Source organism: Shewanella halifaxensis HAW-EB4 (assembly GCF_000019185.1).
Taxonomy (GTDB): domain Bacteria; phylum Pseudomonadota; class Gammaproteobacteria; order Enterobacterales; family Shewanellaceae; genus Shewanella; species Shewanella halifaxensis.
Window position 1 is genome coordinate 1,982,938 of the sequence record NC_010334.1, and the last position, 22,210, is coordinate 2,005,147.

21 protein-coding genes are annotated in these 22,210 nt (G+C 45.4%); 10 read left to right on the forward strand and 11 right to left on the reverse strand.

Going from position 1 to position 22,210, the window contains the following annotated elements:
• Positions 1 to 83 precede the first annotated feature (83 nt).
• From trpA to SHAL_RS08585, 6 genes are all read right to left on the reverse strand, one after another.
• The gene (gene trpA, locus SHAL_RS08560; RefSeq protein WP_012276757.1) at positions 84 to 893 is read right to left on the reverse strand and encodes a tryptophan synthase subunit alpha; all 810 of its coding nucleotides are present in this window, start codon (positions 891 to 893) and stop codon (positions 84 to 86) included.
• The gene (gene trpB, locus SHAL_RS08565; protein ID WP_012276758.1) at positions 886 to 2,145 is read right to left on the reverse strand and encodes a tryptophan synthase subunit beta; all 1,260 of its coding nucleotides are present in this window, start codon (positions 2,143 to 2,145) and stop codon (positions 886 to 888) included. The genes trpA and trpB overlap by 8 nt, the downstream gene beginning before the upstream one ends.
• Before the next feature lie 104 nt (positions 2,146 to 2,249).
• On the reverse strand, positions 2,250 to 3,689 hold the full coding sequence (gene trpCF, locus SHAL_RS08570; RefSeq protein WP_012276759.1) for a bifunctional indole-3-glycerol-phosphate synthase TrpC/phosphoribosylanthranilate isomerase TrpF: 1,440 nt from the start codon (positions 3,687 to 3,689) through the stop codon (positions 2,250 to 2,252).
• A gap of 1 nt (position 3,690) precedes the next feature.
• Positions 3,691 to 4,767, reverse strand: coding sequence for an anthranilate phosphoribosyltransferase (gene trpD, locus SHAL_RS08575; RefSeq protein WP_012276760.1), 1,077 nt, complete (start codon positions 4,765 to 4,767; stop codon positions 3,691 to 3,693).
• 1 nt (position 4,768) lies between these two features.
• Positions 4,769 to 5,383: an aminodeoxychorismate/anthranilate synthase component II gene (locus SHAL_RS08580; protein WP_012276761.1), complete on the reverse strand. Its 615-nt coding sequence runs from the start codon at positions 5,381 to 5,383 to the stop codon at positions 4,769 to 4,771.
• Positions 5,380 to 6,972, reverse strand: a complete 1,593-nt coding sequence (locus SHAL_RS08585; RefSeq protein WP_012276762.1) for an anthranilate synthase component 1 — start codon at positions 6,970 to 6,972, stop codon at positions 5,380 to 5,382. The genes SHAL_RS08580 and SHAL_RS08585 overlap by 4 nt, the downstream gene beginning before the upstream one ends.
• A gap of 697 nt (positions 6,973 to 7,669) precedes the next feature.
• Between SHAL_RS08585 and SHAL_RS08590 the strand changes: the two genes are divergently transcribed.
• The 5 genes from SHAL_RS08590 to SHAL_RS08610 all read left to right on the forward strand — a co-directional run bounded on the left by SHAL_RS08590 (position 7,670) and on the right by SHAL_RS08610 (position 10,964).
• Positions 7,670 to 8,404, forward strand: coding sequence for a DUF1538 domain-containing protein (locus tag SHAL_RS08590; RefSeq protein WP_012276763.1), 735 nt, complete (start codon positions 7,670 to 7,672; stop codon positions 8,402 to 8,404).
• 56 nt (positions 8,405 to 8,460) lie between these two features.
• Positions 8,461 to 9,246: a DUF1538 domain-containing protein gene (locus SHAL_RS08595; protein ID WP_012276764.1), complete on the forward strand. Its 786-nt coding sequence runs from the start codon at positions 8,461 to 8,463 to the stop codon at positions 9,244 to 9,246.
• Positions 9,236 to 9,586, forward strand: coding sequence for a P-II family nitrogen regulator (locus tag SHAL_RS08600; RefSeq protein ID WP_012276765.1), 351 nt, complete (start codon positions 9,236 to 9,238; stop codon positions 9,584 to 9,586). Before SHAL_RS08595 ends, SHAL_RS08600 begins: the two co-directional genes overlap by 11 nt.
• On the forward strand, positions 9,583 to 9,990 hold the full coding sequence (locus tag SHAL_RS08605) for a CBS domain-containing protein (protein WP_012276766.1): 408 nt from the start codon (positions 9,583 to 9,585) through the stop codon (positions 9,988 to 9,990). Before SHAL_RS08600 ends, SHAL_RS08605 begins: the two co-directional genes overlap by 4 nt.
• A gap of 164 nt (positions 9,991 to 10,154) precedes the next feature.
• Positions 10,155 to 10,964, forward strand: a complete 810-nt coding sequence (locus tag SHAL_RS08610) for a RecX family transcriptional regulator (RefSeq protein WP_012276767.1) — start codon at positions 10,155 to 10,157, stop codon at positions 10,962 to 10,964.
• Between the two features lie 32 nt (positions 10,965 to 10,996).
• Here the strand turns inward: SHAL_RS08610 and SHAL_RS08615 are convergent, their stop codons facing one another.
• Positions 10,997 to 11,677 carry a hypothetical protein gene (locus tag SHAL_RS08615; RefSeq protein ID WP_223296259.1) on the reverse strand — a complete coding sequence of 227 codons (681 nt, stop codon included), beginning with the start codon at positions 11,675 to 11,677 and terminating at the stop codon, positions 10,997 to 10,999.
• A gap of 288 nt (positions 11,678 to 11,965) precedes the next feature.
• Between SHAL_RS08615 and SHAL_RS08620 the strand changes: the two genes are divergently transcribed.
• Entirely contained in the window at positions 11,966 to 12,517 is a 552-nt protein-coding gene (locus tag SHAL_RS08620; protein WP_012276769.1) for a YbhB/YbcL family Raf kinase inhibitor-like protein, read from the forward strand.
• 97 nt (positions 12,518 to 12,614) lie between these two features.
• On the opposite strand, the gene SHAL_RS08625 is transcribed toward SHAL_RS08620, so the two are convergent.
• The 3 genes from SHAL_RS08625 to SHAL_RS08635 form a co-directional block, all read right to left on the reverse strand.
• Entirely contained in the window at positions 12,615 to 12,971 is a 357-nt protein-coding gene (locus tag SHAL_RS08625; RefSeq protein ID WP_012276770.1) for a glutathione S-transferase N-terminal domain-containing protein, read from the reverse strand.
• 88 nt (positions 12,972 to 13,059) lie between these two features.
• Positions 13,060 to 13,704 carry a Type 1 glutamine amidotransferase-like domain-containing protein gene (locus SHAL_RS08630; RefSeq protein ID WP_012276771.1) on the reverse strand — a complete coding sequence of 215 codons (645 nt, stop codon included), beginning with the start codon at positions 13,702 to 13,704 and terminating at the stop codon, positions 13,060 to 13,062.
• Positions 13,705 to 13,899: 195 nt separating this feature from the next.
• Positions 13,900 to 17,013 carry a DUF748 domain-containing protein gene (locus SHAL_RS08635; protein WP_012276772.1) on the reverse strand — a complete coding sequence of 1,038 codons (3,114 nt, stop codon included), beginning with the start codon at positions 17,011 to 17,013 and terminating at the stop codon, positions 13,900 to 13,902.
• Between the two features lie 171 nt (positions 17,014 to 17,184).
• Between SHAL_RS08635 and SHAL_RS08640 the strand changes: the two genes are divergently transcribed.
• From SHAL_RS08640 to SHAL_RS08655, 4 genes are all read left to right on the forward strand, one after another.
• On the forward strand, positions 17,185 to 18,195 hold the full coding sequence (locus tag SHAL_RS08640) for a 2Fe-2S iron-sulfur cluster-binding protein (protein WP_012276773.1): 1,011 nt from the start codon (positions 17,185 to 17,187) through the stop codon (positions 18,193 to 18,195).
• Positions 18,196 to 18,321: 126 nt separating this feature from the next.
• On the forward strand, positions 18,322 to 19,029 hold the full coding sequence (locus tag SHAL_RS08645; RefSeq protein WP_012276774.1) for a DUF445 domain-containing protein: 708 nt from the start codon (positions 18,322 to 18,324) through the stop codon (positions 19,027 to 19,029).
• A gap of 160 nt (positions 19,030 to 19,189) precedes the next feature.
• The gene (locus SHAL_RS08650) at positions 19,190 to 19,540 is read left to right on the forward strand and encodes a VOC family protein (protein ID WP_012276775.1); all 351 of its coding nucleotides are present in this window, start codon (positions 19,190 to 19,192) and stop codon (positions 19,538 to 19,540) included.
• A gap of 40 nt (positions 19,541 to 19,580) precedes the next feature.
• Complete coding sequence (locus SHAL_RS08655) at positions 19,581 to 19,925, forward strand: 5-carboxymethyl-2-hydroxymuconate Delta-isomerase (protein WP_012276776.1); 345 nt, start codon at positions 19,581 to 19,583, stop codon at positions 19,923 to 19,925.
• 134 nt (positions 19,926 to 20,059) lie between these two features.
• Here SHAL_RS08655 and asnB read toward each other — a convergent pair whose 3' ends face one another.
• The gene (gene asnB, locus SHAL_RS08660; RefSeq protein ID WP_012276777.1) at positions 20,060 to 21,724 is read right to left on the reverse strand and encodes an asparagine synthase B; all 1,665 of its coding nucleotides are present in this window, start codon (positions 21,722 to 21,724) and stop codon (positions 20,060 to 20,062) included.
• Positions 21,725 to 22,210: the final 486 nt, after the last annotated feature.

Below are 22,210 nucleotides of genomic sequence, written 5' to 3' on the forward strand. Positions count from 1 at the left end.
GTCATTGATTAAGAATATTCGATGACGGATCAACCAAAAAAATAGCGCCCTAGGCGCTATTTTTTTATCTGTCGTTCGACTACTTAGCGAGACGTTGCCGCCTTCATATTGCGGGTAAATTCACCGAGAGCGCTTAATAAGGCTTGTTCGTTGTCTTTATTGGCTGCGATGATTTTTACCACCGCAGAACCTGAAATCGCGCCAGCTGCGCCCGCATCGATGGCCGCTTTGACCTGCGAAGGTTCGGCAATACCAAAACCGAGTAGTGGCGGCGCACCATTAAACTCCTTTAGGCGATTGAGAATGTCGCCAATTGGCATACCCGCTTTCGATTCTGTGCCAGTAACACCCGCGCGTGATAACAGGTAAGTGTAGCCTTCCCCTTTTTCGCTGACCTGCTTTAAGGTCTCGCTATCGGCATTAGGCGGTGCGATAAAGATTGGGCACACGCCGTGGGCCTTGGCTGATGCGATAAAAGGCGCGGCTTCCTCGACTGGTACGTCGGCAATTAATACCGAATCGACGCCAGCGGCTTGGCATTTGCCGTAAAACTTATCGATGCCGTTGGCAAACACGAGGTTTGCATATAAAAGCAGGCCGATAGGTAGCTCTGGGTACTTAGCGCGAATAGTGCCTAGCATCTCAAAGCACTGAGATGGCGTGGTGCCTGCGGCTAATGCGCGCAGGTTTGCACCTTGAATAACCGGACCATCGGCTAGTGGATCTGAGAATGGAAAGCCTAGCTCTAGGGCATCGGCGCCGTTTTCCACTAAGGTATCGATGATCTTGAGCGATAGCTCAGGTGATGGGTCGCCTAAGGTCACGAACGGCACAAATGCGCCTTGGTTTTTCTCATTAAGGGCGGCAAAGGCTGCCTGATAACGATTACTCATTGCCACTCTCCTGATTGTTTTTCTCTGTATTCTGATTGTCAGCTTTTTGTTGCTCAACTTTTTGTTGCTCAACTTTTTGTTGCTCAAGAATGTCCGCAACGGTGAAGATATCTTTGTCACCACGGCCCGATAGGTTAACCACTAATAGGGTCTCTTTGGTGGCTTCTTTGGCTAACTTCACCGCATAAGCGATTGCGTGAGCCGATTCCAGTGCCGGAATAATCCCTTCACAGCGGGCGAGCAGTTGGAAGGTTTCCAGTGCTTCATCATCGGTCGCCGACTCGTAAGTTGCGCGGCCAATGGCGGCAAGGTGCGCATGTTGCGGCCCAACCGATGGGAAATCAAGGCCTGCCGATACAGAGTAAGACTCTTCGACTTGACCTTCGCTATCTTGCATCAGTGGCGCTTTCATACCGAAGAAAATCCCCGTTTTACCATGATGAAGTGGCGCGCCATGCATTGGCGTATCAATGCCTTTACCTGCAGGCTCAACCCCAATCAAGGCAACCTCTGGCTCATCGATAAAGTCGGCAAACATACCAATCGCATTTGAACCACCGCCAACACAGGCAATAACGGCATCGGGCAGGCGACCTTCACGCTCAAGAATTTGACGCTTAGTTTCAGCGCCAATCATGCGCTGGAACTCGCGTACTATTGTAGGATATGGATGAGGCCCCGCAGCGGTGCCAAGTAGATAGTGGGCCTTGTCATAACAACCAGACCAGTCACGCATCGCTTCGTTACAAGCATCTTTTAAGGTGGCAGAGCCTGAGGTTACCGGGATCACTTCTGCGCCCATTAACTTCATTCTAAATACGTTAGGTGATTGACGCTCAACATCTTTGGCGCCCATATATACTCTGCATTTAAGACCGAGCAGGGCACAGGCAAGTGCCGTTGCCACGCCGTGTTGACCCGCGCCCGTCTCGGCAATGATCTCTTTCTTGCCCATGCGCTTTGCTAGTAGCGCCTGACCTAGTACTTGGTTGGTCTTGTGGGCGCCACCATGAAGTAGGTCTTCACGCTTTAAGTAAATCTTAGCCAGTGGGTTAGGGCTTAAGTTACGGGTTAGCGTTAATGCCGTTGGGCGACCCGCATAGTTCTTTAATAGGTCGGTAAATTCTTCTTGAAACGCTTCGTCTTCTTGCGCTTCAATAAATGCGGTCTCTAGCTGCTTAAGTGCTGGCATTAAGATTTGTGGAACGTACATACCACCGTATTCCCCAAAGTAGGGATTTAACTTGCTCATTGTATTATCCTTTATCTTCAATTTGTTGCCACATCTGTTCTTAGTTTGTGGCGATATTCTGTTGTTTTTACTTGCCTAGTCTTAGGTTAAACAAGGCGTCATAATCAATATTGGCGTAATAACTTAAATGCCTCAGTGATTTTGGCTAAATCTTTAATACCAGGGATTTGCTCAAGGCCGGAGTTAAAGTCTAAGCCGTAAAATCCTTGGGCAGCGGCTTGCGTGGCATTGGCTGGGCTTAAGCCGCCCGCGAGCAAGGCTGCGCTTCTGTTTGGCAGTACCTTTTGCCAATCAAAGGTTTGGCCAGTGCCGCCAAATTGGTTGTCTGACTTGCTATCAAATACGATTCGATCAATGCCTTCGGGGATAACAAGTTCATCGCCGCTATTACCCTCAGCATCGATACTCACCGCAACGGCTTTCCATATTTGAGTTTGACAGTTTAGCTCAGCAAAAATCGCCTTTAGCTGGCTAACTTCAAGGTGGGTTTCTTTACCGTGCAATTGCACTGCAAATAGATCTAAATCGACGGCGAGCTTTGCGATAACATCGACCGCTTCATTGACAAATACTCCAACCAGATTGAGCCTAGTACCACTCTGTTTTAGCTGTTTGACTAGCTCTTGTGTCTGCTCGGCTGTCACCGCTCGTGGAGACTTTTTCGCAAAGATGAGTCCACCATAGACGGCGCCAGCTTTGGCGACAGCTAGCATGTCTTCGATACGGGTCAGGCCGCATACTTTGTTGTGGCCAAAAGTCAGGGTGCGGCAAGCAAGGTCCAGATCCTCCTCGGCCATCAATGAGCTACCCACCAAGAAGCCATCAACCAGTGGGCTCAAGCGGCGAACTTGGGCTTGGTTATAAATGCCCGATTCGCTGATCACCACTCTGTCAGCTGGGATATGCGGCGCCAGCGCTTCTGTGGTAGCAAGATCGGTTGATAGATCGCGAAGATTGCGGTTATTAATGCCGATAATGGCAGCATTAAGCTCAATGGCGCGGCTCAGCTCTGCCTCGTTACTCACTTCGGTCAAGATATCCAGCTGATACTTAGCCGCCTCGGTTGCAAGTACTTGATATCTTGCATCATCCAGTACCGATAGCATCAATAGAATCGCATCGGCGCCCTGATGAGCGGCAAGTTTGACCTGATACTCGTCGACGAAGAAGTCTTTGCACAAGATAGGCTGAGTGACGCGAGCACGCACTCGTGGAATATAGTCCATATCACCTTGGAAGAACTGTTCATCGGTTAATACCGAAATACCCGCAGCGTAGCGGTTATAGACGTCGCTAATCGCATCGACATCAAATACATCACGGATTAAGCCTTTCGATGGGCTGGCTTTTTTGCACTCTAGAATAAACCCAGCATTTGGGGCGTTAAGCGCATCAAACAAACTTCTATCAGACAGCTTAGGTGTAAGGCTTGCCTCAGGAAAGCGTTGTTTCAGTGACGCGATATGAGCCGCTTTGGAATCAACAATTTTAGTTAATACGTTGCTTTCTTTGGCCACCGTTGTTTCTCGTAGATCCGTGCTCACATTAGGCTCCTTTGCCAGCTTGGCTAGCGTTAGCAAACTGGGTCAATAATTCGTAGGCTTTACCGCTTTTTATTGTTTCTAATGCTAAGGCCGTGCCTGATTTTATGTCATCACAAATGCCAGCTACATACAGAGCGCAGCCTGCATTTATGGCGACGGCATTTATATGGGCGTTTTTGCCTGTGCCTTTAAGTATGGCGCGGGTGTACTCTGCGTTCTCTTCAGGTGCACCGCCCTCTAAATCAGTAAGCTCTGCCTTTGGGACGCCAAGCATCGCGGGGGTGATACGGTACTCATTGATCTCGCCATCTTTTAGCTCATGCACTAAGGTATCACCGTGCAGTGCCACCTCATCGAGGCCACTACCGTGAACCACCATAGCACGCTTAATGCCAAGGGCTTTAACCACCTGCGCGATGGGCGCTACCAGCTCTGGGCTATAGACGCCTAGTAGCATAAAGTCAGGATGTGATGGGTTAATGAGCGGCCCAAGCACATTAAATAGGGTGCGGGTTTTAAGCGCTTGGCGCACTGGCACTGCATGGGCGACACCGCCGTGATAGTGAGGGGCAAACAAAAAGCACAGCCCTAACTCGTCTAAGCAATCGCGGGCGGTTTCTGGCTCCATGGTTAAATCGATGCCAAATTGCGCCAGTAAGTCTGACGAGCCCGATTTACTCGATACACTGCGATTACCATGCTTAGCGACATTGGCTCCCGCTGCAGCGGCAACAAAAGCGGCAGTGGTGGAGATATTGATGGTGTTGTGACCATCACCGCCTGTACCGACGATATCGACGATACCTTTGTTAGTTGTTGATTTGCTCGGTGTTGGAAAGTCTTTGGCGGCTGCTCTTAATGCATCGGCTGCGCCAGATATTTCATCGATAGTTTCGCCGCGCATCTTCATTGCAACTAGCATGCCCGCCATGGTGGCTTGATTCATTTCGCCTTGAATGATCTGGCTAAAAAGTGCCTTAGCGTCTTGTCGAGATAAGCTCTCGCCGCGGTAAAGGGATTCGATAAGCGCTTCAGTAGATTTAATTGTGGAGTGAGTGATTTTTGTTTGACTCATCATCTTATCCTTTTTCGTTATCGTGGCTGTTATTAGCTAATGCGCGAGAAAGATAATCTAAGCTTTGTACTAATAGCTGGCTACCTAAGGTGGTTAAAATTGATTCTGGATGAAACTGAAAGCCCACCGCTTTATCTTGTCTGTGGATAATTGCCATTGGCATATCCTCAGTCGTCGCAATGACCTCTAGGCAATCGGGTACTTGGGTTGCGACTAAGCTGTGATAACGAGCAACCGGAAGTGGTGAGGGGAGATCTGCAAAGATATCGGTACCGTTATGGTAAGTCGGGCTTGCCTTACCATGAACCACTTGTCTGGCGCGTTCCACTTTGCCGCCGTAATGTTCCACTAAGGCTTGATGACCAAGGCAAATACCCAGCATAGGCACTTTGCCTGCAACGCACTCAATCAAGGCCATTAATGAGCCCGCTTCATGGGGCGCGCCAGGACCTGGGGACAGCACAAGCGCAGCGGGTACGGTTTCATTTAACAATTTGTCAGCGATAAAGTTAGCATCGACATCATTACGATAAATCACCACTTCGTAGCCTAGACTTCTAAACTGATCGACTAGGTTGTAAGTGAAGGAGTCAAAGTTATCTAACAGATAGATTTTCATAGCCCACCTCCCATCTTAATGGCTGAAATAACCGCTTGTGCCTTTTGGCGGGTTTCATCGGCTTCCGCCTGAGGGTCTGAATCAAATACCACGCCGGCTCCGGCTTGAATGTAGGCGATGTCGTTTTTAACAAAGGCTGAGCGGATTACAATACAGGTATCCATATCACCAAGACCATTGAGGTAACCGACCGCACCGCCGTAGCTGCCACGACGTGTTTTTTCAGCGCCGCGAATCAGCTGAGCGGCACTCACTTTTGGCGCGCCAGTTAAGGTGCCCATATTCATGCAAGCTTGATAGGCATGCAGTGCATCTAAATCGGATCGAAGCTGGCCTGTGACGCGGCTAACGAGGTGCATTACATGGGAGTATCTATCCACCTTTAGTAGCTCAGGTACTTTGCGAGTACCACTTTGGCTGATGCGAGCGATATCGTTGCGAGCCAAGTCCACCAACATGATGTGCTCAGACAGCTCTTTTTTATCTAGGCGCAGTTCAAGCTCGTTACGGCTATCGAGATCAAAATCAATATCACCGCTGGCGGTTTTGCCACGTTTACGTGTTCCGGCAATCGGGTAGATCTCAACCTGATTGCTCTTCGCCTCATACTTAAGGGCACTTTCTGGTGAGGCGCCAAACAAGGTAAAGTCATCGCCGCGAAAGTAGAACATGTAAGGGCTTGGGTTTGTCAGCCTTAGTGCGCGATAGGCACCTAATGTATTGGGGCAAGGTAGGCTGAAACTGCGCGATGGAACCACTTGGAAAATATCGCCAGCGACGATGTGCTCTTTTAGGCTGTTGACCGTGTCTTTGAAGTCATTGTCTGAAATATTAACCTGAGTCTCGGCATCGACACCTAGTAGCTCGGCAATGGGCGCGAGTGAATGACACTTTTGTTGCAGCTTGCTCATGCGGGTTGCAAGCTGTGCCGCACTCTTGTCTGAGTGCTTGTTTAAGCTGTTGTAGCCTGGCAGCACAAATTGGTGAGTCACAATTTCGGCGCTTTGTAGCTGATGATCCACAAGAATTAAGGTTTCGGCGAGATAAAATAGATAGTCAGGGCAGGTGTTATCGCCTTCTGGCACGCTTGGCAGTGGCTCGACGGTATCGATTAAGTCATAGGAGAGTACGCCACCTAGAAACAGATCTTCAAACTCGGGGCTTTCATCGCAGCGAATGTGCTTAACTAGCGCTCGCAGGCCATCGAGAGGAGAGGTTGACTTTAGGCGAGCGTCTTCATCGAGTTGATTAGACTCTTTTTGTAGCGTTAGGCTTAGGCTTGATCCATTAATATGGTTAATTTCCGTGGCCAGAAAAGTTTGCTCGAAAAAGGACTTGATTGGCGCGAGTAGTGTCTTACCATTGTCTGTTAACGCGCTAAACTCAAGCTGGTAGCCACTGCAACGGATCATCATTGCTGCGTGAGTTAATACGATACTCTTTAGGTGATCTTTGCTGTCTATTTCAGCCGACTCTAGCAGCATGGTGTGAGGGGCATCTTGAGTCACATCCTGGTATAGACTAAGTGGATCGTCATGATACGCCAGCGCTTCTTTTTGGGTGATAACCTTAGCGATAGTGTGTTCCATGCTTATGCTCCTGCCTTGTAGGGTAATGCATTGTTCATTGTTTTATCTCACTTTTCTAGCCTGCCGCTGCGAGTTTTCTATCTTCTTGCTTATTTTATTATCGCTTAGATACAAGAAAGCCCGCAGTGTATGCGGGCTTTCTTGTTGAATCTTGACTCAGTTTTCTGAGCACACAGTTCCACACCACCCGCTAATTTGGGAAGTGCCACCACCAATTGATGTTTTGGAAAGTATTAAACTGTGTCATTTAAAATTCATCTTGTTTGTTTCAGTGGCTATATAAAAACATTTACGGGTGAAAGCTGTCAATCGAATATTTCTGTTTTTGATTGATTTTCACCAATATAGTGAAAATATTTCTCTCATTTTATCTTTATGGCGTGGTTTTAATGTTTTTTGAGTGGATCTTGCTAAAAGTCAGCTTAATTGAGTTTGAGTGTTTGTAGCGCTTGGCCTGTTAATTAAACTTTGCACGTGATAATGCACCAATGTAGAAACGAACAAGCACTATGTAAAATGTTGTGTGGGCGTTTTTGATTAAGCTTTTCTCTATATTCTGGTTCGCAAACGTACACCATTGCGCGTGTCAGCTAGGATATGCTTGATCTAGCTCAAACTTACTGTAACGCATGTTAATTGTTTGTTGCGGTTTCTGCTGGTTTTGGCACACTGAAAATGTGGCCCCAAAGGAGTGACTATGGCTTCAATTAATCAGCTTTTCAAAGCCTTGTTTAGTAGTTTTAAAGATCTGATCCCGATAATCTTGGTGGTCTGCTTCTTTGAGATATTTGTTCTACAGCAAGCGCCAGATAATCTGTTGTCGATTCTCATCGGTCTTGTCTTCATTGTTGTCGGTTTAACCTTCTTTGTATTTGGTCTCGAAATGGGACTGTTTCCCATCGGTGAGTCTTTAGCACATGCCTTAGCGCGTAAAGGTAGTGTTTTTTGGCTGGTTGTTTTTTCTTTCTCTCTTGGTTTTGGTACCACGTTAGCTGAGCCTGCATTAACCGCGGTGGCCAATGAGGCGGCAGAGGTTGCTGCAGAAGCGGGGGCGATAACACCTACTGAAGAGTCTATGGATGATTACGCTTTGGGATTGCGACTCACGGTAGCACTATCGGTCGGGCTGGCTATTTTACTTGGAGTGGTCAGAATTTTAAAAGGCTGGCCTATTCATTACCTGATTATCTCAGGTTATGTCATCGTAATGATTTTGACCTCGTTTGCCCCAGAAAACATCATAGGTATCGCCTATGACTCGGGGGGAGTGACAACGTCGACCATTACCGTGCCGTTAGTGACCGCCCTTGGTGTGGGCTTAGCGACGGTGATTAAGGGGCGTAACCCTATGCTTGATGGTTTTGGCTTGATAGCGTTTGCCAGCTTAATGCCGATGATTTTTGTGCTTATCTACGGAATGCTGGTGCTTTAATGCTGGTACTTTAATGGGAGTGCTTTAATGCCAGTGCTTTTAATAGGAGTGCTTTAATGGATATGTTGCAGCAACTGCTTGATACCTTGCTGATCACCATACGTGATGTGGTCCCCATTGCGATAATTCTGTTTGGCTTTCAGCTTGGCGTACTGAAAAGACCCGTGGCGAACTGGCGCCGCGTTGCCGCTGGCTTTGTTTATGTCATTTTAGGGCTAAGCTTTTTCTTAGTGGGTCTTGAGATGGCATTATTTCCGATTGGTGAGAGTATGGCTGAGCAGCTCACCTCCCATGAGTTTATCCATGAAGACGATCTAGAAAATACCGTCAATGGCTGGCAGGACTACTATTGGGTCTACATTTTTGCGGCGGCGATAGGCTTCAGTACAACTATTGCCGAGCCTTCTTTGATTGCAGTTGCCATTAAAGCCAATCAGGTTTCCGGTGGCACTATCAGCATTCAGGGACTACGAATTTCGGTGGCGATCGGTGTCGCCTTCGGGATCTCGTTAGGTTGTTTTCGTATCGTGGTGGGCGACCCTATTCATTATTACATCATGGCTGGTTATGTGTTGGTGGTGATCCAGACTTTTTACGCGCCTAAGACCATAGTGCCACTGGCCTATGACTCGGGCGGAGTGACTACATCCACCGTAACCGTACCGTTAGTGGCGGCGTTAGGTCTGGGGCTCGCCACGAATGTCGATGGTCGTAACCCGCTGATTGATGGCTTTGGGCTCATCGCCTTTGCCAGTTTATTTCCGATGATCACTGTGATGGGCTATGCCCAGCTAGTGGAACTTAAGAATAAAACCCAAAAGGAGCGAGATAATGCGCTTTAAACTGATCTTGGTGTTTATTGACGACGCCTGTACCGACTCTATTCTCGATGCCGCTCGCAGTAAAGGAGCGACGGGGGCGACAGTGATTAATCATGCGCGCGGTGAGGGACTGAATAAACAGAAAACCTTTATGGGGCTGTCGTTAGACGTGCAGCGTGATGTGGTGCTGCTACTGGTTGAAGAGCACCTATGCCGAGCTATTTTAGAAACCGTTAGTGAAGTCGGCGGTTTTGACAGCGATTCGGGTAAAGGTATTGCCATTCAAATTGATGTGGAAGACGCCGTAGGGGTTGCCCACCAAGTACAAAAACTAACTCATGATATTGAGGATCAAATATGAAGACTGAAAATCTGGTAAGAAATCATGATGTCATGAGTCAAGATTATGCCATGATCGATGGCCTGCAAACCGTGGCCGAGGCTATTGACCACGCGGTGAAAAGCAGGGTAAACGTGCTGTTTGTTAATAAGCGCCATGAAGATGATGAGTTCGGCATGGTACTGATGAGTGACATTGCCAAGAAGGTGCTCGCACAGGATAGATCCCCCGAGAGAGTCAACGTTTATGAGATCATGGTCAAGCCAGTGCTATGTGTACCCGGCACGATGGATGTGCGTTACAGTGCTCGGCTATTCGAGCGTTTCGGCATTACTAAGGCGCCTGTGATAGAGAGCGGTAAGATAGCCGGATTGGTGAGTTACCACGATATAGTGCTTAAAGGCATGATCAATAAGGTGGGCTAGCCTTTTGAAAATGAGCGCAGAGTTAGCAATAACTCGGCGCCTCTTACTACTAAGTTGTTAGCTCAGGCTTATTCTTCCCTCTTATTCCTTACACTTTACTCTTTAAGAGAGCAGTATTCTGCTACACTGGCTCTGTTCATCTTTTAATTTAAGTTCAATTCGTTATGCTGCGCCCGCCACTACGTCAAGCCAAAACCATCGATAATGTTTTCAATAGTGCCTATTGGCATTTGAGTCAGCAAGACTTCACCATTAATGAGATTCGCAGCAAGCTTGAGCGAAAAACCGAAAACCAAGAGTGGATCGATACTGTAATCGCGAGGCTGATAGAAAGTGGCTATCTAAAAAGTGATTTTGACTTTGCAGTACGCTATTGCGAGCTGGCCTTTAGCCATGAGCTGGGGGCTGGCGCAATAAGGCGCAAGTTACAACGGCGCGGCGTATCAGTTAGCGAGATTGATAGCGCGATAGAGCGGGTGATGGATGAGCAAAATGTCGATACTTTAGAGATGGCAACGTCTAGACTCCTTGGTCGATATGATAACTTTCATGGTACCAATAAAGAGAAAGTCTACGCTCAGATGACCGCAAAAGGTTTTTCTCGAGTTGAGATTGAGCACGCCTTATCGCTGCATCCGATGCGTGACACGCTACGCAGTAAATTGGCCGTCAAGGCGGATAGAGTCGACTTAAGCCGTGAAATAATCAAGTTATATAATAAAGGCAAAGGTCAAACCCTGATAGAGCAGGAGCTTAAGCAGCGACTGATTGACTTGAGCGACTTTGAAGACACCTTGTACCAATTGACGAACGCAGGAGATGTCGATTTTTATCAAAGCTGCAAAGGTGAGCTGGCTAAAAAGCGTTATGACTTATCGGACTATAAAGAAAAGTCCAAAGCCTACGCTTACTTATCTCGTAAAGGCTTTAGCTGTGATGAAATCAAAGAGGCGATGAGGCTCGATGATGGGTAATGTAATAGACAAAGGCCTTGCTGGATAAACGCCTATATTGAGTAGTCATGATGTTGATTCAACCACAACTTGCTCATATGGCGTAGTAGTTTATTGATCTTTTCGGCTTGATATTTATCATTTAGCTTTGTATTTAGTGCGGGGATGGGGACGCTTCTATCGATAAGGTGGTGGAAAATTATCGAAAATAACCCTGACATACAGGCTTCATATTCATCGCTAGCATATAGTTGCTCCCATTGGATCCCGGTCTGTTCGGAAAATCTCAGTGCTAGTAAGTCTATGTCTTGGGTGTATTTTCTTATTTGCTCCGTACCCATACAGTGTTCTTTGATCAAAGATAAGAATAGATCCAGACACTCTCCTCGAGGAATAACATCAAATAACTCGCCAATGCGCCTAGCTCTATGCTTTTTTCCTGAAATCATCTCAATAACCTGAGCGTAGTACTCCTCAAATTTATGCACGATGAGTCGATCGAGTATTCGTTCTCTAGTCGGCGATATATGTTGAAGGTTTCGATGAACCTGGCCACAGAAGTTGGCCGCATCTAAGTTTTCGATGAGTGATGAGGCTATTTTGGTTCCGATATCATTAGGTAAGGCGTTGGCTTCCATGACCTTATCTATGCCAAGCGCGATATAGCAATCAAAACGTGGCGGAAGCTTGCCATTACAGGGAAATTGGCAAGAACCTTTTTTTGAACATTTCAAATTGATTACTCCATCCTTGAGTACCGAAATTCGTCCTTTTTAAAGCTATAATACATAGCTTGGTTTCCGTCAAGTAATCACTATTTCGGATGCCTTCCTGTGCAGCTAAAGATACTGCCGCACCGTTGTGGCGCAGGTTAATATCAGTGAAGTATATGTTAGATTGCGGTTTTATTCTTGCTGATTAGGGTAATGTAGCGATTTAATCTGTAAGTTCGCTATCATTTTTTCTACTATGCTTATAGCATAGGGACGTAGACATTAATCAAATCAATATAGGTAGAATATATGAGATTCAATAAAGTCGTGTTATTAGCTGCATGTAGTTTATTTGCATTTTCCAGTCAGGCGATAGAGCTAAATAGTACAAATGTCACAGAAGGAAAGACACTTAAAAATGCCCAGTTATTTAATCAATGGGGCTGTACAGGAGAGAATATCTCTCCAGAGCTCAGTTGGAATGACGTCCCTGCAGGGACCAAAAGTTTTGCCGTGACAATGTATGATCCTGATGCGCCAACTGGTAGCGGCTGGTGGCATTGGATGGTTGTTAACTTGCCTGCAAGCACTCAGAGTTTGCCGGCTAACTCGGGTCTAAAGGGAGGGGCTAATCTTCCTAAAGGGGCGAGTATGGTCTCTAATGACTTCGGCTTTAAAGGTTTTGGTGGTGGCTGCCCTCCTGAAGGAGCTGCGCCGCATAATTACCAAATCACTGTTTATGCATTAGATGTTGCCCATCTAGAATTGCCAGAAAATGGAACTGCTGCGCTGGCGGGATATAATATCTATCAGCACCTTTTAGGCAAGGCTGTACTGACTGCGCCGACGAATGCTAGGTAGTTTATCGCTGCGTGGGCCTGAGATAGAGTGAAGTCGGGTTAAATTAATATGAAAAGGCAGCATATGAATGCTGCCTTTTGCTTAAAGCAGGTTTTGCTTATGCAAATTTTTTATCGAGGAAGTTGATGATCTCTGATGATTCATACATCCAAGTCGACTGACCATTTTCTTCAATCTTCATGCAAGGAACCTGCAGCTTTCCACCACCATTTAACAAGGTGCTCTTATGCGGCTCTTGCTTAGCATCGAGTGTGATGATGTTTAAGCCTTGGCGGCGTAGTGAGCGACGAACCTTAACGCAAAATGGGCACGCCTTATACTCGTAAATAGTCATGTTGCTGGTTGTGCTGTCGATTCTTTGTTGCTCTTCTTGTGGACGCTTTAGTTTTTTAGGCGCAAAAACAAAGTTTAAAAACAAAATGATACGGCCTAATACCCAACGAATAATAAACATTAACTACCTCTGATGTATTGATACTCGTGCAGATTTTAACTCAAGTGTTACAGGGTTGAAAGCATTGAGCAAAGAACACTTTTCATTTTTACAGCAAATGCCACTGACAAGCTCCGAGTTGTTCAACTTTATCTGTAATTAATAGGAGACTGGCATCATCTGGACATAAACAGAGTTGCTGCTTGAATGGTGCTAACTGTTGTTGAAAGCGATCGCTTTGCAGCAGAGCTGGGTTAATATGGGGAGTAAACATAAAGTCCACGAGATTGAGTGCGCTTAAATCATCGAGTTCACAGTGATTGATATCGCCACAGAGACTGGCACTGGCAATCGAGGGGGTTATTATCATAGCCCCAGCGCTGACGCCGATAAGGCCGCCGCCATTGATAGCGTATTGGCGTAGCACAGGTAGTAGCTTTCTATGCTTAAGGCCCTTTAAAAAACGGTAAGTATCGCCACCAGATAGATGAATGGCATCGCAGCTCAATAAGTGATCAAGAGCACTTTGAGAAAATCCTGCCTCTAGTTCGAGGTAAACGCTGAGTTCGGCGCCGAGCACTTGATACATTTGCTGAACTTGTCGAAAGAACTCTCGCTGTGGGTCGGGCTGAGATGCAATATAGCCAACTCTTAGCGGCGAGTGTTTATCGATCTTTACGAGCGATTGGAGTAATACATTAAGCGCCATTTGGCCATTTTCGGTACTTGGGTCACTCAGTAGTGCGAGTTTCATAGTCCACTCCTTTGAACGTTTTACTAGCGAGATGAATTAAATCCATATTTCCATGGTTACTTGTGCGTGAGCTTATACTGATTAGTATTAATTCAGTTTAATGACAAAAGTAGAAAAGACGCTATTTTTAAGAATAAAAAGGCACACTAACATAAGTGTGCCTTCTGTGGCTTGTGTGTTTCGTCCTGAGATAAGTTACTTAGCGGATAAGGTTAATAAGGCTTGGCTAGCGCCAGTGTTAAGCTCCACTCGACTATCGAGCAGGAATATTCTTTGTGGTGCGATATTCTTCTTCTCGATCAAGTAGGTTTTCACTGTGGTTGCACGTTGTTGAGCTAGTTTACCAAGTGCATTTTCGTCTATGCGCTGAGCGCCTAAGGTAAAATTATACAAAGCAATGTGCCAGCGCTGAGATAACTGCTCATCGGTTAGCTTCTCTTTCCCTTGATGTTCTGCTGCTATTTTATCTTTTACCGCTTCAGCCGAGCTACCAAACTCAGTTTCATAGAGTTTAATGAGTGCATCTGATAGTGGCCCTGATGTTGGAAAGCTACTTGGTGAAAGATCTGCCGGAAGTGCTGTGATATCAAGCTTAGCGGTTTGGGCGATTTTGCGCTTAAGCTGCAGTTCGCTGAGCGCGTGACTGTCTTTAAGCATGTTAACGCCTCCCTCAATATTGAGGGTCAGCATAGGTCTGTCATTCAGTCCTTTGGCCAACTTGTCTAAGATTTCTTGCTCTTTACTATCAAGAGTCGCGCTCCCTGCTGCAAAATTGATCTTATCGAGTTCCCCTTCATCGGCGCCAAGTAAATTAGCGAGCAGACTAAACGGAGCGGTTACGGCCTTGGTGATCACGTTGGTAAAGGCGGTCATCACTATGCTGCCGATGCTAAAGCTTGGGTCGTCAACATCCCCAGAGACCTGCAGGCCTAAATCAATCACACCGTGTCTGTCTTGCAGTAGGGCAATAGCTAAGGTGACTGGTAAGGTAGTGGCTAGGCTGCTATCGCTAGGTTTACCAAGCTTTAGTTGGTCGATGACTAAGTGATTTTCACCGACGAGCTGGCTGTTATCGAGTTTATAGTTGAGATCTAATGATAGCAGTCCTCTATCTATGTAATAGCCTGCATAAGTGCCGGAGTATGGGTTGACTGAGGTAAGCTCTAGATGTTTAAAACTAAGGTCTAAATCTAAGTAGGGCTGTTCCAGTAATGGATTGATATCGCCTTTTAGGGTGACAGGCGCGTAGCGATCGATTTTACCTGTGATATCCACCGATGCGGTTTGCTTACTGTTTGAAGAGAGCTTACTGATCTTACCGTCTAAATGCACAATACTCGCCGCAAAACTGGGCGTTAAAGAGTTATCGGCGAAGAAGGTTGAGCCATCTTTAAAAGTGATTTTGTTGATAGTTAATGCCAATGGCTTAGCCGATGCTTTGTCATCAGTATCTTTAGTCGTCGCGCTGGCGGTGACCGCTTTGGTCTCTTGACCCTTTTTGTCTGTTTTGTTTGCAGCAGATTTAACAATCAGATCGCCAATATTGGTGCTCTTATCTTTGGCGATAATGATGCGACCATAGGGCTGGTTTAGGGCAATATGGTCGATATCGAGGCGGTTGGCTGCCTTATCAAATGCTACACGGTTGATGGCTAGACCTTTCCATTTGAGTAGCTCTTTTTTCTGTACCGTATCTTTAATGAGGAGATCGTTAATGCTTAAGTTGCCGATATAGCTTAACTGCTCGGTTTTGGCATCGATTACCAGCTCCCCTTGAGTATTGAAATCACCTTGTTTAAGCACGATATTCACATAAGGTTTTAGGTAGTCTTGTATTTGCGGCAGGGCAAACTCAGCAATAGACACTTTGGCATTCACTAACTGTTTTAATGTATCTATGCTGCCGCTAGATTTAACTATCCCCTCTTGGTTGATGTTGAGTGACAGTTGATAGTCTATGGGCTTGGCAAGGGAGGCCTCTATTGCACCGGTGGTGAGGTCAATGTCGTCTATCTGCCAAAGAGTGTTTTTAGTCACCAGCTGCTCGGTGATGTTGACTTGATAATCCTTAAGATTGATCCCCTTAAGTACGGCCTTCCAGCTGGGCTTGCTTTGCTCTTGGCTTTGATTGTTGTTTTTGTTGGCTAGGGTTTGCGTTGTAGGGTTTGCTTCAGCCTTTTGCGCTGAGGTGGCAGTTTCACTTAATGGGGTAAACAGCGCAGCAAGATCGACGCCGTTTTTATTGATTTTAGCATTAAGCAATAAGCCATTAGTATCTAAGGTTTCTGCAGTAACTGTTTGCTGTTGGAGATTGAAGGCTATGCCTTTAAGGGCAATCATGGGCAGCTTGATTATCGACTGTTTCTGGTAATCAAAGTTAACATCATCGAGCTGGACTAGCCCTAGGTCGGTGGTGACTTCGAATTTATCGTCTTGCATCTGGAGTTGATAATTGCTCGATAGACTCAAACGTCCAGACGTTAGCTCTGGTGCAAATTTCTTAGAGATAAATGACCAAAACTGTGGCAGTTGGATGTTAGTTAATTGCGCATCGCCGACGATGTTCAGAGGAGATAGTTGTATTAAACCTTGAGTGGCGATGACTCCCCCGTTACGGCCTGTAACGTGTGCTGAATAGTGATTAGTTTTTTGCTCGTCACCAAGGTTTTCAAGTGTCGATTTTATTGCATGTTTAGAATCGAAAAATTTTACGTTGAAGTTTAAATTAGGGTAGTGCAATTGGCTATTTGTTACGTGATCAACAAAGCTCAAATTAGCATTAATGATGGCCAGATTTGTGACCATAAAGTGAGGTATACCTGCAGACGATGTTGAGTCTGATACACTCTCTTCTGTATGCCGATTTGCTAAAGAGTCTATAATGTCTGAAAAGTTAAATCGCAAACCTTGAGGGGACTTGACTCGCACAACGTTTATCGCTGGTGCCGTTAACGTGACATCGGCGACACTAAATGCGGTATTAAATACTGAGTTCCAAAATTGATATTCAAAGCTTAATTGCTGAAAGCTGACAAAGGGCTTGTTGTCTGTTTCGAGCAGCTGAAACTTATCAATAGCAACCTCAAGCGTGAAGGGGTTGATCTTAACGCTTTCGAGAGTGATAGGGCGCTGCAATAATGCTGATAACTGCTGAGGTGCTTGCTTTACAAGGATATATGGAACTAAAAGGCCTAGAATTGCAGTAAAGGTGAGGTATATCGCGGCGGATATTATGAGCAGGCGTTGGTACTTTGGACGCTGACGGTAGCCCTTAAGCACAGGCTGAAGCAATTTTTTGATAAAAGACATACTAACCTTTGTCGATTTAATTATGGCAGAGTGGTTATCATGTTAATAAAAATCAAACTTAAGAATGATTGATAAGAGTCGATACTCGCCCTACTAATTTTAGCGTCATTATCACGGAAATGATTGCGGTATCATAATATTTTTTAGAATTTTTAATGAAATTATTAGCTAATGAGCAGATTTTTTTTAGATGGACAAACTTTTGAATCTCAACTGAATGAATCAGTTTTGGATACGCTAATTCGTAGTGGGAATGCCATCAGTTACTCATGTAAGAAGGGTACCTGTAAAACCTGCTTAGTACAGCATGTTGGCGGTGAGTTATCGCCTGGGGCGCAGCGTGGTTTAAATGCGAGATTGAAAGCCAATGACTACCTTTGTGCATGCCAATGTATTCCTAAGGATGGATTGAGGCTAAAAACTGTTTTGGAGCAGGATTTATTTATCTCTGCGCAATTAGTTGAGCGTCAGTTTGTCAGCGATTCCCTCATGAAGTTAGTGATTAAGCTATCTGAACGGCTCGATAGTTTGCCGGGGCAATATATCAATTTGCGCCGTTTTGATGGGCTAACTCGCAGTTACGCTATCGTTAAATGCCTAGAAGGTAATCTTATCGAGATGCACATCACGCGAAAACATAATGGCCAATTTAGTAATTGGTTGTTTGGCACTGCCAGTGTGGGAGAGCAGCTTTTAGTGCAGGGACCATTGGGGCAATGTATTTATAAGGCTGAATATCAAACAGATAAGCTTATTCTTATTGGTCATGGTAGTGGTATAGGAGCGGCTGTGGGGATCGTTGAGCACGCGTTAGCGCTGGATCACCAAGGTGATATTTATCTGTACCATGATGCTCGGTATATACAAGATCTTTATTTACATTCGGCATTATTAAAGTTGTCACTGGCAAACAAGCAATTCAATTATCAAGCCTGTATCACCTCAAAGGCACAGAGTGAACAGAGGCTTCCCAGTCGTTGTACTTATGGTCAAGCGGCAGATATTGCTGCACAGCAGCATCCCATTGGTCGAGACTGTCGAGTGTTCCTTTGTGGTGAACCGTTAGCGGTTAATCAAGCGCAGCAACAAGCATTCTTAGATGGGTTCGAGTATACCAATATTCATGTTTTGCCGTTTGAGTATAAGGATTTGCGCGCGGCAGCACGTGGAGGAAAAAATTAACTCAATCACTGACTGAATGTTATCGTTAGCCTAATCGAGATCAAATCTGCATGATTAAGGCTATTGCCTCAGGTCTTTCTTGGTTGGTACCATAGCGCGTTTTTAATCTTGCGTTGGGGAATTAGCTTGAATAAGAGTGTTATCACTAATTTAATTGCAGCCATTCTTGTTGCTGTTGGTTATTTGTTTGCTTTACCAATAGTTTTAACTGTTGGGCTATTTGCACTTTCTGGAGCGGTGACTAACTGGTTAGCCATCCATATGTTGTTTGAAAAAGTACCGGGTTTATACGGCTCTGGCGTTATACCCTCACGCTTTGAAGAATTTAAAGCTGCGATTGCGCACTTAATGATGAAGCAGTTCTTTACCGAGGAAAATATCGATCGTTTTTTATCGGGTGACGGTGGCGTTGAAAAGCAGCTAAATCTACAACCCGTTATTGAAAAATTGGATTTATCACCAGCCTTTGACGCCCTCTTGAGCACGGTTGCGCAGTCCTCTCTAGGCGGCATGCTCGCCATGTTCGGTGGCACTGATGCGATTACACCACTGCGTGAACCTTTTATTGAAAAAATGAAAAGTTCCTTAAGTGAGATCGCGCAAAGCGATGATTTTTATGCATTAGTTAAAGAAGAGCTTGAACAGCCAAATATGATTGCCGATATGCGTGCCAAAGTTGAGGAGATTGTGACTCAAAGACTTGATGAGCTGACACCGCAACTTGTGAAAGAAATCATACAAGAGATGATCCGTGAACACTTAGGTTGGCTAGTGGTGTGGGGCGGCGTATTTGGCGGCTTAATAGGTTTAGCTGCGGCGCTAATTCAAGGCTAAATGGTTAACGATGAAAAGAGTTGGAATGGGGGAGCTTAGGCTCCCTTTTTTTGGGTGAATCGTTAGGTTATCGAGCTTAGCTTGGGTACTGTTATCTTCAGTTGAATGTGCTTTAATCTCTGAACACATGTTTATCGAATAAGATTCACTGGAGTGACATATGCATCAGCACCATAGTATTAACTACCTTGAGATCCCGGTTAAGGAGATCGATAAGACTAAGGCGTTTTTCAATCAAGTCTTTGGATGGGAGTTTATCGATTACGGTCCAGACTACAGCTGCTTTGTCGATGTGGGCATAACGGGGGGCTTCTTTGTTAGTGACAAGTCGTTCACCACGAACTCTGGCTGCCCATTAATTGTGATTTATTCCAAAGATCTCGAAGCGTCACAAACTAATGTGGTGCAAGCGGGAGGGGATATTTGCAAAGCCATCTTTTCTTTTCCTGGTGGACGTAGATTCCACTTTCTCGATCCTAATGGTAATGAATATGCCGTCTGGTCTGAATAAGCTCCTATCTTTTCCTTATCACTAGCAACGAGAGCTGCCTATGCCCCATTGTACGATTGAATATTCTGCGCCATTAACCGATGTGTTATCGATTGAGGCTTTAGTTGCAGCCTGCCATAGAGGCTTAACTGAATCAGAGCTGTTTGAGCCTCAGGCTATCAAAACCCGTGCACATCGCTGTGAATTTTTCAAAGTGGGCGAGTCTAATGAGGCAAGTTTCATCCATCTCAATATTGCTATCATGCCGGGTCGCAGCGATGAGCAAAAATCTCTGCTACTTGAGCGAGTGTATAATGCGATCTCATTGATTACTGCGACTGTGACTAGCGTAACTATAGAGGTGATAGATATAAAACAGCAGCATTATTTTAAGGCTCTAAATTGATTGCAACGCCAGGTTTGAGCAAATTACCGGAGTTTATTGGTTAACGTATTTAATCCTCGAACATGCTCATTTCGAAAACGAAAATAGCCACTCAAATGAGTGGCTATAGTATATTAAACAGAGCGTTATACTGATTAGTAGGCGCAGTCGTGTACAGATTGCACCGCGCGGCCAGATGGATCGATGAGCCCTTGTAAGCTTTCATCCCAGGCTAGTGCTTCTGGGGTTGAGCAAGCTACCGACTTACCACCTGGTACGGTTTCTGCGGCAGTTGGTAGTGGGAACAACTCCTCAAAAAAAGTACGGTAGAAGTAGGCTTCTTTCGTTTCTGGCGTGTTGTATGGGAATCTAAACTTAGCGTTGGCCAATTGCAGACAGTCTACCTTTTGCGCGGCGTGATCTTTAAGACCATCGATCCAAGAGTAACCTACACCATCACTGAACTGCTCCTTTTGGCGCCAAGCCACCTCTTTAGGCAGTTTGTGCTCAAAAGCTTCACGTAAAATGTGCTTTTCAATCTTGCCGTTCTTGGACATTTTTGCTTCTGGGTTAGTGCGCATAGCCACATCCATAAACTCTTTGTCTAGGAAAGGTACGCGCGCTTCAAGTCCCCATGCCGCCATCGCCTTGTTCGCACGTAGACAATCGAACAGATACAGTTTGTCTAGCTTACGCACAAGCTCCTCGTGAAAAGCTTGAGCGTTTGGCGCCTTATGGAAGTAAAGATAACCGCCAAACAATTCATCGGCACCTTCACCAGATAACACCATCTTAATGCCCATAGCTTTAATCTTACGTGCCATCAAGTACATAGGTGTCGCCGCTCGAATGGTAGTGACGTCATACGTTTCAAGGTGGTAGATCACGTCTTTAATCGCATCGATACCATCTTGGAAGGTAAAGGTGATTTCGTGATGGATAGTGCCAATGGCATCAGCCACCTTTTTTGCGGCAATCAAGTCAGGCGCACCCTCAAGGCCAACGGCAAATGAGTGAAGCTGTGGCCACCAAGCGTTGCTCTCGCCGTCATCTTCGATACGGCGCTTAGCAAAGGTTTGTGTAATAGCTGAAATTACCGATGAATCAAGTCCACCCGACAATAAAACACCGTAAGGCACATCAGACATCAATTGACGCTTAACCGCGGCTTCTAATGCAATACGAACATCTTCCGCGCTGGCAGGGTTATCTTGTACTGCTGCAAATTCACGCCATTCACGTTGATAATAATGAGTCAGTTCACCTTTCTCACTTGAGAGGTAGTGGCCAGGGGTAAAAGTCTCTACGGTTTTACATACTGGCATGAGTGCTTTCATCTCAGAAGCAACATAGAAGTTACCTTCTGCATCACGGCCGGTGTAGAGCGGGATAATTCCCATATGGTCGCGACCGACGAGATAGGTATCACGCGCCTTGTCGTAAAGTACGAAGGCAAAAATACCGTTGAGCTTATCTAAGAATTCAGTGCCGTATTCTTGATATAGCGCCAAGATCACTTCGCAATCGGAGTTTGTTTGGTAGCTGTATTTGTCACCCAGCTCGGCTTTTAGCTCCTTGTGGTTGTAGATCTCACCATTAACCGCTAAAACAATGCTCTCATCTTGGCTAAGTAATGGCTGTGCGCCGTGTTCGATATCGACGATAGCTAAACGCTCATGGGCTAAAACGGCCTTGTCACTGCTGTATATTCCCGACCAATCTGGACCACGGTGGCGCAGTAGTTTGGACATCTCTAGAGCGACTTGACGCAGTGGCGTCGCGTCAGATTGAATATCTAAAATTGCAAAAATTGAACACATAGGTCACTCCAAAAAATTCTGTCTTAAACTCAATTGAGTATTAATCTGCCATTGAAAGCTCAACAATTCAAATCTATTTTTGATGATTTCTCTACAAAAGCGGCTTTTTACCTAGTTAAAAGTGCGCTTTTAATTCTATAAAATGATTATTATGTAATTTATACTGGGTGTTTTTGAGCTTTTAATAAACCAGTGGGAGTATCGATAGGCTTAGTTAATGAATTCGTAATGGCGGTGGATTAAAAACAGCTTAAATAAATCCTACGATAAATATCGGGTTTTTAGCTGAAAATAGGCCAGAGAAAGCCGATATATACATAATAGATATCGACTGCAAAAATGAATTATCAAAACAACGGCTAAAAAGATAGCCAAAAAGAGTGAAAAAAAAGCCAACAAGTGGGTCGCAAGTCGGCTGGTTGGAAACGATGAATTGGGACAAATTTTAGTTTAACTCATCATTGAGCCTGTAATGAGTTCTCTCAT